The following is a 12,867-nucleotide window of genomic DNA, read 5'->3' as shown; positions in this document are numbered from 1 at the left end:
TCACGGGTCACTAAGCTATTTTTCTAGGTTTTATCGAAGGTCTAGTGACCCAATAGTGACCCTGTGGCGGTTCATAGATTATTTAGTTGATTATTCATACTTCGCTGTATTTCTTCTCTAAGTCCTTTGTTGTCATCCCAATAAGTCACTTGATAAATAAAACCTTTATTAGAATGACCTCCTATTTGCTTAATGTATTCTAGCTCTGATAATTGGCGGATATAACGTTCTACTTGGCTTTTGCTCATGTTTAATGCCTGCCGTATTTCTCGACGAGAAAAACAATATTTTTGCTGTTCTTCTTGGCTTTGAACATAGCCTTTTAACTGCTCAAAAAACTGTCGCAAGCTCCCGTCCAACTCATCCACCTTTAAAATAATCGTTTCAAACAACAAGTTAATTGCCAAGCTTATATCCTCTTTTGTAGTGATCAATCTGCCTTGATTATCCTGCTTTCTTTGCAACTGATGTAACCACGTGATTTGCTTCACAAAACATTGAAACAACTGGTTCAAGCGCCTGATTTTATGCACTCGTTTGGGCAGTTGTATTTTTCCTGCAAAGGGGTTGACTACCTCCTTTGGTTCTAAAATATACACTAGATTTTGCAGTAAATTGACCGCCTGTTCTTCCTCCTTTTTGTTCAACTCCCCACGATCTTTTTTATACTGATAATCCAAGATTCTATCCGTTTGCTCCTCGCTTTCATCCACCGCCACCAACAAACAACGGCTCATATTATCCTCATATACTGCCCCTCTTGTCGTACACATCAGCGTAGATATGGGACCTTCTGCCAAAATCTCCACATTGTCCATTTTTCCTTTCGCATCTTTTACCGTTATGGTCGAGGTCAAACGCTTGCCACTCTGCATTTCTCGTACCACATATTGTACCTCTTCACTCAACCCGTCCCAATCTTCTACCGCTATGCTCGTATGCTTATATTTTGTCCCTGCATGATACAAACTTTTATCACTGATTCTTGTCCAAATATGCCGTTTTTCCTCAGGGATCATCGCCATTACTTTACGCATTAACAAGGTTTTACCCGTGCCACTAGAACCCTGTATCAGCGCATGTAAAGGGTCTTTACACTTATAAGAACTTGCTACAATCAAGAGCAATAATCTTGTATTTTCCTCGCCCACTATCCCCGTTTTGCCGATCAGCTCATTTAGTCGTTTAAACAATGCTTTTCTACTCAAAAAATCCCTAGCCTTTTTCCGTGCTGTTGCCGTAATCTCAAAACGTTTTACTGCTTTTGAGCCTGCATTTTCAATACTTTCTGAACTTGCTCGATAAATCTCCAGTTCATCTGTTAATAAGCTGATATCCAAGTCCAATAATTCTGCATTAATTCCTAGTTTTTGGCTTGCTGATCGGCAGTACTTTTGTACCGCTGTGTCCTCGTATAGCTCTACTTTTCCTCGGGATTTTTTATGCGCATGCTCGGCTACCAAGGTCACTTTTAAGCTGTCCAAATTCTTCAAAGAACTAAAACCTTTTACCGCATAAATAGCGTGCATGCCTTGATAAATCAAGTTGTTGGGATTACTTATATTTAGCTTATTTTTTATGGGCTTGGGTGCTTCTATGGCTAGTAATTCCAAAAATAGTTCCTCGCTCAAATGATTTGCCCATAGCTCGTTGACATCTGTATCTTTTGGCAGCTCTACAATCCTTATTTTTACCCTTGGCAATAAAGTTTGAAGCTCCTGCTCATACTTTTTGCTCGCCTTTTGCCCTGCTGTGTCTCCATCCAATAACAAAATTATTTCCTCCAACTCCTTGCAAGCTTCCAAGGCTTTTTTGTGTTCGCCTGTTAGCCCATTAGTGCCGTATAATGCCAGTAACTCATAGGCTTTTAAGGCTTTTATTTCCAATAGACTAGCGGCATCAATAATGCTTTCTGTTAGTATTATACGCTTCGCTTTTTTACTTGGATAAGCTGGATATAATCCACAACGCCCACTTTGATAATAGTGGCCCCTCTCCAGACTTCTTCCATAAAAACTGACCACTTGACCTACTGCATTTTTTAGACTAAAAATCACGCAGTTGGCCGCCCATGGGTTATTATCTTTTGTTATCAATCCAACTGCCTTGGCTTGATCCGCTAGTTTGCTTCTTTTTAGTTGCCCACTATGATAGCCTACATTGCTAGTGCTTAATCCCCTGCTTTTCAAATAACTTTTTGCTTTCGCATTGCTGCTCAGACTCTTTTTTAAGGCTTGCCAAATTTGATCCATCGGGCGAAGCTCCTTTTTTATCGGCTCTTGATGCCCTAACAGCTCCTTACATTTTAAAATGGCCTGGCCTTTGCTGCTCCCTTCTTTTTCCATCACAAATTCTATCACATCTAAGCTCTTCCCATGCGTTGAGCAGTTGCCACTAAAACAATATACTGTGTTCGTTGCTTCGTACACTTTCATGCTTGGCGTTTTGTCATCATGAAATGGGCAATTGATGTGCTTATTTTTGTTGGCTGTAATCCCATAATGCGCTAAGACATCTTTTATGCTTAGCCGCTCTTTGATTTCTTCTATTCTCATTAATTGAAGGTTTATAACTCCTTCTAGCCGACTAAAAGTTTTCTTTTTGAAAAAATTAAAAAAAACAAAATGATAAACATGTGATACAAATGTATTCTTTGTTTTTCAATTATCCAAAAAACATTACTTTCTTTTGATAAACTTTTTTTGTATTTTTACTATTATTTGGATAACTAACCTAAACTTTAGTATCATATGTTAAACATTGGAGACAATATTTCTAAACTAAGAAAGGCTAAAAATTGGTCACAAGGAGAGTTGGCTGATAAAATTGGTTCTTCAAGAATTATGATTGGCAAATACGAACGGGGTGATAATCTTCCTTCTGTAGAAGTTCTTGCTAAACTTGCCCAAATTTTTGAAGTGTCAGTTGATTTTTTGCTTGGTCAAGGGATCAACGCCTCTTATGATAAAAGAATGGTTGAAAGACTAGACGATATAGAAAAATTACCCCCTGAAGAAAAAAATAAAATCTTCAACTATATTGATTTGATTATTCGTGATGCTAAAACCCGTCAAGCATACTCCTAATTCCCTTTAATTTTTGGCATCGAGTACGACCGTAGGAAGTGGTCGATGACAAATAATTAAAGTTTATTTTTGTGGAATTTCATGGAACAAAAATAATGGCATTTCTATTCCTTTTCGAGTGGCTAACTCGATTATTAAACGTGAACGTAAGTCCTGAAAGGCTGTATGTACCGTAAGTGTAGGGAGTGACACGGTGTGCTACAGGAAAGCTATGATAGTAGCGATGTAGCACTACATAAAATGCCCCCTCAGATTTTTCTGAAGGGGCATTTTTTATGCAAGTATTTTACTATAACTTTATTTTCAATTGAAAAAAATACGCAGCCTGACAGCTCCTAAAAGGTACACAAACTAGGGCGGTGAAGTGCTTGTAGTTTTTCTTTCATTTGAAATAAAAATATAAGCACGGGAACCACCATATAACCGAACATGCCAAACCTAGAAGCATGACAGAATGTAGCGACTAGCGCAGTGGTAGTTTTTCAACTACTGGCGTGATTCTAGTCTGTTGGCTTCTGAGGTGGAATACCTTGCTCCTTTTTTTAAGATTCGAGGTTAATAGGAGAATATCGTTTAAGATCTTCAGCTTTAAACACAATTCGACTTACCTTTGGATTATCCCTATTTAAGATAACCATTATTGGACCAGATTTTTTTCTTAATTCTTTATACTCTCTAGGGATTAATGTTTCCTTATTTGAATATCGATTCTTTTTATAAGAATAATCAAAATAGACTACAATACCATTAGTATGTTGCTCGACATTATTAATCTTTCCCATAACAAAAACAGGGTTTTCCTTTATACTCGCTATTTCATTGTTATAAACAAAAGAGTCATAAAGCATATATATAATAAATAATGCTAAGCCAATTTTTATATAATTCTCTATTTTTAAAGCCATTTATGTTCTATTTCCAATTTGACAATGGAGAATAATCGACATCTCCTATATAACCATGGGGAAAAGTTGCCAATGGACTTACCACAGCTCTATCTGCGCCTACATTACTAATTATAGGAACCATCCATTTCCCCAAAAAATTATGCGCAGTTTGCTGGCTAGCATTTCCTCCTAAATTTATAACATGAGTCCCAGCTGCTCCTCCAAACTTTCCTACAAGAGCTCCAGCCGTTATTAATGTAGCACTTCTATTTAAATCATAACCATCAAATTTAAAACCTCCCCTACCAATACTAAACGGTAGGGATTGACCAAAAGCAATAGCAGCTCCTGGGTTTTTAAACACGCCCATTCCAATTGATTGAAAAGGGTTTAAACGTCCAGTTGTACCTAATTGGTAACTAGCATCCATTAAAGCAGGAGTTGCTACAAATAGAGGGATCATCGATCCATATGTTCCCGTTGCATAAACTCCAACTCCACCAGTAAGAGCAATAGCACACCCAGCTATATAACATTTTGCAAGACCAGCTCCAGCTCTCAATCCTGATTGAGCTAAAAATCTAAAGTCATCAATAATCTTACGCTCTTTAAATTCAATAGAAGGAACATAAGATGATCTATATTTTTGCTCCCATCTCGCTTTAGCTTGGCTATGATTCATATTAGCAAACTCAGGATATTTACGTTGGTAATCTGAGAATGTTTGAGGAGGTGCTTCTCCTTCTACACTTTCCATATCTCCATACTCTTGAACATTCATATCTGGAGTTACAGTAGCCACAGACTCTCCTGAGTGGTCAGTTGCACTTGAAGCATCTCCTCCAAATTCAGAACCATTCGTTATTTGAGGCTCTAAACCATCAAGATCAATAGCCACAATAGGCATATTCCCAGCAAACTGATAAGGAGTATACCAAGGATATTCAGGCGCAAGCGGATCAACAGACAAGAACTTAGCTAAGGCAGGATTATACAATCTAAAACCATAATCTTGTATATGCTGATTGCCCCAATCGGTATCATTTTCCTTTCCGTTAAAGGAGTAGCGATATAAATCTGTAGAGAAAGACCGCTCCTTAATATCCCAACCAAAGGGGTAACTATCTGAACTTTGGATAACATTAGCAGTATACTCTATTGTACCGTTAATATTCTCTCGAGATTTTACGTCATTGATGACTTGTCTCACGTCACCACGGAAGTTCTTAAGCTCATAGCGGTAGAACTCTGTACATCTTTTTTCAATCCCTCTGCACACCCTTTTGACATGCTCTGTACACTTTTCAAAGATATACTTTTTTCTTTCAATAGATTATATTTTCATTTGAAAAAATAAGCTATTTACACGCTTTTACATTTATTTACATTCCTAAAAAGGGAAAGTGGTAGGCTTCCTCGGAAGCTGCTGTCTAGCTTCATGCCAGTAAATTTAGTACCAGTCATTTGTCATTCCTTCTGGCATGCTCCTAGGTTTGCATGCTCATCAGCCTGCTAGTTCTCGTCCTTATATTTTCAATTGAAAAACACAAGCACTTCACTAGCCTAGTGTGCGTACCCGCTAGGAGCTGGCAAGCTGCGCTAACGCTTGCATAAAAATGTAGCTATTCATCATAGTTTAACACTATTTTTCTGTCTAGCACTTGCCACTCCTTACGCTGCGGTACGCTCGGTAATTAATACACTTTAGTACCTCTTTTATTAGGGCTTTGGCAGCCCTAAGTTTTAATACTTGTCATACATCGCCTAACGGCTTGCATGCCAACCATTAAAAATAAAAAAAGCCATACCCTAAAGTATAGCTTCCTAATTTGCTTTGCTCATAGATGTTCATTTTATGCCATCTTTACTTCTTCTTCTGATAAACCTGTTACCTCTGATATTGCCTTGATTGGAAAGCCTTTTTCTTTCATTGCATAAGCTATATCAAATCTGGTTTGTCCTACTTCTTCTTGCTTTTCTTCATATGCTTTTTTTGCTGCAAACTCTGCATCTACCTTGGCTTTGCGGCGTTCTTCCTCTCTCGTTCTGCGCTCCAATTCTCTTGGGATTACATACTTGGTGCTTTTCTCTAATTCTGCTAGTAAACCCATTGCTCTAAAACTTACAAAGCTCCTTTCATTTATTATCAAATGGTCATATACTGGTATATTTACTATTAAACCTATTTGTATTAACCAGTCTGTTAAATCCTTGGATTCTTCACTCGCTTCTAAACTTCCATCTGGGTTACTGTGACATAAGATCATTTGCTTGGCTTGCTTGTGGATCGCATTCGCATAGACATCTGAGGCATGTAAATCTTTCTTTGCCATTGTTCCTAAACTCGCTAATTCTATTAGGATTATTTTGCTTCTTACATCCAAGCCAATTCCCCAAAAGTGCCGTTTTGCTTGATCTAACTTGCTTTCTCGCTCCAACACTTTTTGCATTATATAAAATATGTCTTCGCTGTGTAACACTCGTACTTGCTCTGCTTCCGTTAATTCGATTGTCATAATTTAATGTTTTTTAATGGTTTATAATTGGTCATTGTTGAGTGTTGTTGCTTTGCTTTTTTACTTCTTTTTTTATACCCCCTTGTCCATTTTCCTGGGCAAAGGGTCGCTAAGCTCTTTTTCTAGCTTTTATCGTACTTCTAGCGACCCTCTGGCGACCCCTAGCGACCCGCCCAATTCAATATTCTATAATAATAGCCACGATTTGAACTCCCACTACTTTGCTCTATGTACCCTTTTTCTAACAATTCATGGATATAACGTTGTTGTGTGCTTTTATATACTTTTAAGTCTTCTCTTACTTCTCCTAACCTAAATTCATAGCCTTGTTCCCCTCCTCCCTTTTCCAATACAAACCTTTTTAAGTCCTCAAAATACTTTAATAGCACTGCTTCCCTTTTATTCAAGCTCCTATTCTCCCCGATCTCCTGTACTTTTACTGGGGTCTTCCTTGCTCGATAACTTTCTAGCTCTCTTAATAATAAAGATTTCCCATACAAGCGAGCTTCTTCCGTTTTTATCCCTTCCAACTCCTGCAATATCGAAAAAGCGTCTAGCACTTTTCTATATTTACTACAACTTTCTCGCATACACGCTACCCCATTTAACTCAGGATAGAGTTTTAAACTCCTTTCACAGTTCGAATGGAAAGGACAAGACATAAAGCCCTCTTTATCAATTGCTATTTTATGCAATTTTAAAATCGTCTCTATCTCTAAATATCTTTCTAATTCTTGCTTGGTCATGTTCTCAGGTTTTTTAACCTGTAGGCCTACATGATTTTTCTTTTGAAAATATAAATTTCGATTTCTTCTACTTCAAATTTAAATCAAAATATCATAAATCGCAATAAAAACTTTCTTTTTTTTCTACTATTTGCTAAAAATATCTATTTAGTGTATTTTTATAGAAAAAAGCCTATGTCTATATCAAATAATATAAAATTACTTAGAGAGAAAAAAGGATTACTCCAAAAACAAGTAGCTCTTGAACTTGGAATAGGGTATTCTAACTATAACAAATTAGAAAAAGGAGATAGAGGAATTTCCCTTGAAGAGCTTATCAAAATTGCTAAGTTTTACAATCTATCCATTGACGAAATTGTTTTTCTTGATGAAAAGAAAGCTATTGATATTCAAATTCAAGACAAACCTAAAAATGAGCAACTAGAGCTTTTAGAAGAACTAGACGAAGAAGACAAGAGTATAATTTATAAACTTATCAATACCATGCTCACAAAAAAAAGAATGAAAGAATTGCTTGATTCTGCCCCTAATACTACTTCCTAAGTGTTGATTCCCTTTAATTTTTGGCATGGATTACGACCGCAGGGAGTGGTCTATGACAAATAATTAAAGTTTATTTTTGTGGAATTTCATGGAACAAAAATAATGGCGTGCCTATTGCTTTTCAAGTGGCTAACTCGATTATTAAACGTGAACGTAAGCCCTGAAAGGCTGTATGTACCGTAAGTGTAGGGAGTGACAGGTGCTAGATAGGAAAACAGTATTACTGTGATAGATAGCTATATATAAAAGCCCCTTGGATCATCTCCAAGAGGCTTTTTTATGCAAGTATTTTACTATAACTTTATTTTCAATTGAAAAAAAATACGCAGCCTGACAGCTCCTAAAAGGTACACAAACTAGGGCGGTGTAGTGCTTGTATATTTTCATTTTCTTTTGAAAAATATAAGCATGAAAACCCGCCATGTAACCGAACATGTAAGCCTAGTAATGTGACAGAAGAAACGACTAGAGACTGGTAGCTTTTTTAGGCTACTGGCGCAATACTAGATCGCTACTCTCTCGGTGGAATACCTTATTTCATCTTTCCTTCACTTACAATTTTATATTGATCTAATGGGTATCGTTTGTTAAGAATTTTATGTGCATCTTCTTTGTTTACACCAACAACCTCCTCTGTGTTTACTGTGTCATTAGGCAATCCTAAGTGTTTAATTATAATTTTATACATGATTTTTTTTATTTATTAAGTTTGAAATAAAATATATCCTTTTTCTGCCCTCTAAATCAGGGCAACCTAGAAACATGACAGAACGCAGCGACTAGCGCAGTGGTAGTTTTTTATAACTACTGGCGTGATTCTAGTCTGTTGGCTTCTGAGGTGGAATACCTTGTTCCTTTCATTCTGTAAATCAACCAAGCGACTAATAAAACCACAATATAAAATACAGCTATATCTACCAAGAAATAATAAATAGAAAAACTTGAAGATATTGGACAAATATCACAATTATACTTTGTTGCAAACCTAAAAGGAATACCAATTAGCTCATAAGTATCATCACTCCCGATCAATAATTTTTCTTTTTTAGTATAATGAGTAATTACAACAAAAAGGACAGCAGTTACTCCTAAAATTTTTAATAGTAGTTTTGATAAACTATTCTTTAGAGATACGTTATCATCTAATATATTTTCTATTTCCACTATTTCTTTTTTGTTTTCTTCAATGGTGTTTTACTTCTCTTATCATCTAGCCATTTTTTTTCCTCTGAAGTTCTCAATACAGGGTGCTTATCAGACCCTGACCCATGAGGGTTCACTCCCCTTTGAGAACCATAGTAATCACGCATAAGTTCAGAAGATCCTTTAAGCTTCTCTTCTTCATCACCTAATGGGTGTACATGATAAAGAGCTTCATGCATAAATAAGGTACCTAAAGTTCTTAAAGAACTACCACGACCTCGATAAGTACCTAAATGGGTAGACAAGCGAATCCAACCATGAGTCTCTGTATAGCCACCTGCTTTACCATCAATTAAACTTTTGTTTACATCCGCTTCTAATTGAGTCCAAACATACCCTCTAAAACTAATAATGTCAAACATTGCCTTAGTGTATTTGTCCTTATTCCAGTCAAAATTTGGATTTGCAACTAATGCATATTCTGTAACTTCCACTGATTGAGTATTACTCCACCACAGATACCCCCAAAAATTTCGATAATCATCAGGAGCTTTAATATCATCTCGAACCCGTTTAATTTTCTGAACAGAAAAAGCTTTTGCGCCTTCTTCTCCATATTTTGTTTTATAAACTCTATTCAAATCATCTGCTATTCGTTGCATATCATCACGGCTTGGAGCTACAGCACTATCTCCTTTTACATCTGTATTAAAAATGGGATTTCCACCAAAAACAGAATATGGACTAAATGAGGTTACAGGTCTAGGATCAAGATTCCAACGGCGAGCAATTCGAGAATCATATTCCCAAAACTTTGCGGTTTGGTGTCCATTAGAGATTTCAGGCGATTTCTCTTGCCCATTAAAAGCAAAGCGATACAAATCTGTAGAGAAAGAACGCTCCTTAATATCCCAGCCAAAGGGATAACTATCTGAGCTTTGAATAACATTAGCAGTATACTCTATTGTACCGTTAATATTCTCTCTAGATTTTACGTCATTGATGACCTGTCGAACGTCACCACGGAAGTTCTTTAGTTCATAGCGGTAGAACTCTGTACATCTTTTTTCAATCCCTCTGCACACCCTTTTGACATGCTCTGTACACTTTTCAAAGATATACTTTTTTCTTTCAATAGATTATATTTTCATTTGAAAAAATAAGCTATTTACACGCTTTTACATTTATTTACATTCCTAAAAAGGGAAAGTGGTAGGCTTCCTCGGAAGCTGCTGTCTAGCTTCATGCCAGTAAATTTAGTACCAGTCATTTGTCATTCCTTCTGGCATGCTCCTAGGTTTGCATGCTCATCAGCCTGCTAGTTCTCGTCCTTATATTTTCAATTGAAAAACACAAGCACTTCACTAGCCTAGTGTGCGTACCCGCTAGGAGCTGGCAAGCTGCGCTAACGCTTGCATAAAAATGTAGCTATTCATCATAGTTTAACACTATTTTTCTGTCTAGCACTTGCCACTCCTTACGCTGCGGTACGCTCGGTAATTAATACACTTTAGTACCTCTTTTATTAGGGCTTTGGCAGCCCTAAGTTTTAATACTTGTCATACATCGCCTAACGGCTTGCATGCCAACCATTAAAAATAAAAAAAGCCATACCCTAAAGTATAGCTTCCTAATTTGCTTTGCTCATAGATGTTCATTTTATGCCATCTTTACTTCTTCTTCTGATAAACCTGTTACCTCTGATATTGCCTTGATTGGAAAGCCTTTTTCTTTCATTGCATAAGCTATATCAAATCTGGTTTGTCCTACTTCTTCTTGCTTTTCTTCATATGCTTTTTTTGCTGCAAACTCTGCATCTACCTTGGCTTTGCGGCGTTCTTCCTCTCTCGTTCTGCGCTCCAATTCTCTTGGGATTACATACTTGGTGCTTTTCTCTAATTCTGCTAGTAAACCCATTGCTCTAAAACTTACAAAGCTCCTTTCATTTATTATCAAATGGTCATATACTGGTATATTTACTATTAAACCTATTTGTATTAACCAGTCTGTTAAATCCTTGGATTCTTCACTCGCTTCTAAACTTCCATCTGGGTTACTGTGACATAAGATCATTTGCTTGGCTTGCTTGTGGATCGCATTCGCATAGACATCTGAGGCATGTAAATCTTTCTTTGCCATTGTTCCTAAACTCGCTAATTCTATTAGGATTATTTTGCTTCTTACATCCAAGCCAATTCCCCAAAAGTGCCGTTTTGCTTGATCTAACTTGCTTTCTCGCTCCAACACTTTTTGCATTATATAAAATATGTCTTCGCTGTGTAACACTCGTACTTGCTCTGCTTCCGTTAATTCGATTGTCATAATTTAATGTTTTTTAATGGTTTATAATTGGTCATTGTTGAGTGTTGTTGCTTTGCTTTTTTACTTCTTTTTTTATACCCCCTTGTCCATTTTCCTGGGCAAAGGGTCGCTAAGCTCTTTTTCTAGCTTTTATCGTACTTCTAGCGACCCTCTGGCGACCCCTAGCGACCCGCCCAATTCAATATTCTATAATAATAGCCACGATTTGAACTCCCACTACTTTGCTCTATGTACCCTTTTTCTAACAATTCATGGATATAACGTTGTTGTGTGCTTTTATATACTTTTAAGTCTTCTCTTACTTCTCCTAACCTAAATTCATAGCCTTGTTCCCCTCCTCCCTTTTCCAATACAAACCTTTTTAAGTCCTCAAAATACTTTAATAGCACTGCTTCCCTTTTATTCAAGCTCCTATTCTCCCCGATCTCCTGTACTTTTACTGGGGTCTTCCTTGCTCGATAACTTTCTAGCTCTCTTAATAATAAAGATTTCCCATACAAGCGAGCTTCTTCCGTTTTTATCCCTTCCAACTCCTGCAATATCGAAAAAGCGTCTAGCACTTTTCTATATTTACTACAACTTTCTCGCATACACGCTACCCCATTTAACTCAGGATAGAGTTTTAAACTCCTTTCACAGTTCGAATGGAAAGGACAAGACATAAAGCCCTCTTTATCAATTGCTATTTTATGCAATTTTAAAATCGTCTCTATCTCTAAATATCTTTCTAATTCTTGCTTGGTCATGTTCTCAGGTTTTTTAACCTGTAGGCCTACATGATTTTTCTTTTGAAAATATAAATTTCGATTTCTTCTACTTCAAATTTAAATCAAAATATCATAAATCGCAATAAAAACTTTCTTTTTTTTCTACTATTTGCTAAAAATATCTATTTAGTGTATTTTTATAGAAAAAAGCCTATGTCTATATCAAATAATATAAAATTACTTAGAGAGAAAAAAGGATTACTCCAAAAACAAGTAGCTCTTGAACTTGGAATAGGGTATTCTAACTATAACAAATTAGAAAAAGGAGATAGAGGAATTTCCCTTGAAGAGCTTATCAAAATTGCTAAGTTTTACAATCTATCCATTGACGAAATTGTTTTTCTTGATGAAAAGAAAGCTATTGATATTCAAATTCAAGACAAACCTAAAAATGAGCAACTAGAGCTTTTAGAAGAACTAGACGAAGAAGACAAGAGTATAATTTATAAACTTATCAATACCATGCTCACAAAAAAAAGAATGAAAGAATTGCTTGATTCTGCCCCTAATACTACTTCCTAAGTGTTGATTCCCTTTAATTTTTGGCATGGATTACGACCGCAGGGAGTGGTCTATGACAAATAATTAAAGTTTATTTTTGTGGAATTTCATGGAACAAAAATAATGGCGTGCCTATTGCTTTTCAAGTGGCTAACTCGATTATTAAACGTGAACGTAAGCCCTGAAAGGCTGTATGTACCGTAAGTGTAGGGAGTGACAGGTGCTAGATAGGAAAACAGTATTACTGTGATAGATAGCTATATATAAAAGCCCCTTGGATCATCTCCAAGAGGCTTTTTTATGCAAGTATTTTACTATAACTTTATTTTCAATTGAAAAAAAATACGCAGCCTGAC

12 protein-coding genes are annotated in these 12,867 nt (G+C 36.4%); 3 read left to right on the top strand and 9 right to left on the bottom strand.

Annotated features, from left to right (window positions below; all coding sequences use genetic code 11):
• Nucleotides 1-71: 71 nt before the first annotated feature.
• A complete protein-coding gene (locus AsAng_RS06360; protein WP_264791956.1) occupies nucleotides 72-2,555 on the bottom strand; it encodes a toprim domain-containing protein in 2,484 nt (827 codons plus the stop codon).
• Nucleotides 2,556-2,750: 195 nt separating this feature from the next.
• Between AsAng_RS06360 and AsAng_RS06355 the strand changes: the two genes are divergently transcribed.
• Complete coding sequence (locus tag AsAng_RS06355; protein WP_264791955.1) at nucleotides 2,751-3,086, top strand: helix-turn-helix domain-containing protein; 336 nt, start codon at nucleotides 2,751-2,753, stop codon at nucleotides 3,084-3,086.
• A gap of 542 nt (nucleotides 3,087-3,628) precedes the next feature.
• Here AsAng_RS06355 and AsAng_RS06350 read toward each other — a convergent pair.
• The 4 genes from AsAng_RS06350 to AsAng_RS06335 form a co-directional block, all read right to left on the bottom strand.
• On the bottom strand, nucleotides 3,629-3,991 hold the full coding sequence (locus AsAng_RS06350) for a hypothetical protein (protein WP_264791954.1): 363 nt from the start codon (nucleotides 3,989-3,991) through the stop codon (nucleotides 3,629-3,631).
• A 7-nt stretch (nucleotides 3,992-3,998) separates the two neighbouring features.
• The gene (locus tag AsAng_RS06345) at nucleotides 3,999-5,183 is read right to left on the bottom strand and encodes an RHS repeat domain-containing protein (RefSeq protein ID WP_264791953.1); all 1,185 of its coding nucleotides are present in this window, start codon (nucleotides 5,181-5,183) and stop codon (nucleotides 3,999-4,001) included.
• A 643-nt stretch (nucleotides 5,184-5,826) separates the two neighbouring features.
• Nucleotides 5,827-6,489, bottom strand: a complete 663-nt coding sequence (locus tag AsAng_RS06340) for a JAB domain-containing protein (protein ID WP_264791951.1) — start codon at nucleotides 6,487-6,489, stop codon at nucleotides 5,827-5,829.
• Nucleotides 6,490-6,650: 161 nt separating this feature from the next.
• Nucleotides 6,651-7,235 (bottom strand): hypothetical protein, encoded by a 585-nt coding sequence (locus AsAng_RS06335; protein WP_264791950.1) that lies wholly within the window; start codon nucleotides 7,233-7,235, stop codon nucleotides 6,651-6,653.
• A 174-nt stretch (nucleotides 7,236-7,409) separates the two neighbouring features.
• On the opposite strand from AsAng_RS06335, the gene AsAng_RS06330 reads away from it, so the two are divergent.
• A complete protein-coding gene (locus tag AsAng_RS06330) occupies nucleotides 7,410-7,778 on the top strand; it encodes a helix-turn-helix transcriptional regulator (RefSeq protein WP_264791949.1) in 369 nt (122 codons plus the stop codon).
• Nucleotides 7,779-8,582: 804 nt separating this feature from the next.
• Here the strand turns inward: AsAng_RS06330 and AsAng_RS06325 are convergent.
• The 4 genes from AsAng_RS06325 to AsAng_RS06310 form a co-directional block, all read right to left on the bottom strand.
• Nucleotides 8,583-8,942 (bottom strand): hypothetical protein, encoded by a 360-nt coding sequence (locus tag AsAng_RS06325; RefSeq protein WP_264791948.1) that lies wholly within the window; start codon nucleotides 8,940-8,942, stop codon nucleotides 8,583-8,585.
• The gene (locus AsAng_RS06320) at nucleotides 8,942-10,006 is read right to left on the bottom strand and encodes a hypothetical protein (protein WP_264791952.1); all 1,065 of its coding nucleotides are present in this window, start codon (nucleotides 10,004-10,006) and stop codon (nucleotides 8,942-8,944) included. Before AsAng_RS06320 ends, AsAng_RS06325 begins: the two co-directional genes overlap by 1 nt.
• A gap of 574 nt (nucleotides 10,007-10,580) precedes the next feature.
• Entirely contained in the window at nucleotides 10,581-11,243 is a 663-nt protein-coding gene (locus AsAng_RS06315) for a JAB domain-containing protein (protein WP_264791951.1), read from the bottom strand.
• 161 nt (nucleotides 11,244-11,404) lie between these two features.
• Complete coding sequence (locus tag AsAng_RS06310; RefSeq protein WP_264791950.1) at nucleotides 11,405-11,989, bottom strand: hypothetical protein; 585 nt, start codon at nucleotides 11,987-11,989, stop codon at nucleotides 11,405-11,407.
• A gap of 174 nt (nucleotides 11,990-12,163) precedes the next feature.
• Here AsAng_RS06310 and AsAng_RS06305 point away from each other — a divergent pair, with 174 nt between their 5' ends.
• Nucleotides 12,164-12,532, top strand: coding sequence for a helix-turn-helix transcriptional regulator (locus AsAng_RS06305; protein ID WP_264791949.1), 369 nt, complete (start codon nucleotides 12,164-12,166; stop codon nucleotides 12,530-12,532).
• Nucleotides 12,533-12,867: the final 335 nt, after the last annotated feature.

The organism is Aureispira anguillae, assembly GCF_026000115.1.
Classification (GTDB): Bacteria; Bacteroidota; Bacteroidia; order Chitinophagales; family Saprospiraceae; genus Aureispira; species Aureispira anguillae.
This window is presented reverse-complemented; position numbering and strand designations above follow the sequence as displayed.

What these genes read in the sequence shown, in the direction of transcription:
- AsAng_RS06335 (WP_264791950.1), bottom strand. Translation starts at nt 7,235, where the DNA reads ATGACCAAGCAAGAATTAGAAAGATATTTAGAGATAGAGACGATTTTA.
- AsAng_RS06360 (WP_264791956.1), bottom strand. Translation starts at nt 2,555, where the DNA reads ATGAGAATAGAAGAAATCAAAGAGCGGCTAAGCATAAAAGATGTCTTA.
- AsAng_RS06315 (WP_264791951.1), bottom strand. Translation starts at nt 11,243, where the DNA reads ATGACAATCGAATTAACGGAAGCAGAGCAAGTACGAGTGTTACACAGC.
- AsAng_RS06350 (WP_264791954.1), bottom strand. Translation starts at nt 3,991, where the DNA reads ATGGCTTTAAAAATAGAGAATTATATAAAAATTGGCTTAGCATTATTT.
- AsAng_RS06330 (WP_264791949.1), top strand. Translation starts at nt 7,410, where the DNA reads ATGTCTATATCAAATAATATAAAATTACTTAGAGAGAAAAAAGGATTA.
- AsAng_RS06310 (WP_264791950.1), bottom strand. Translation starts at nt 11,989, where the DNA reads ATGACCAAGCAAGAATTAGAAAGATATTTAGAGATAGAGACGATTTTA.
- AsAng_RS06355 (WP_264791955.1), top strand. Translation starts at nt 2,751, where the DNA reads ATGTTAAACATTGGAGACAATATTTCTAAACTAAGAAAGGCTAAAAAT.
- AsAng_RS06340 (WP_264791951.1), bottom strand. Translation starts at nt 6,489, where the DNA reads ATGACAATCGAATTAACGGAAGCAGAGCAAGTACGAGTGTTACACAGC.
- AsAng_RS06305 (WP_264791949.1), top strand. Translation starts at nt 12,164, where the DNA reads ATGTCTATATCAAATAATATAAAATTACTTAGAGAGAAAAAAGGATTA.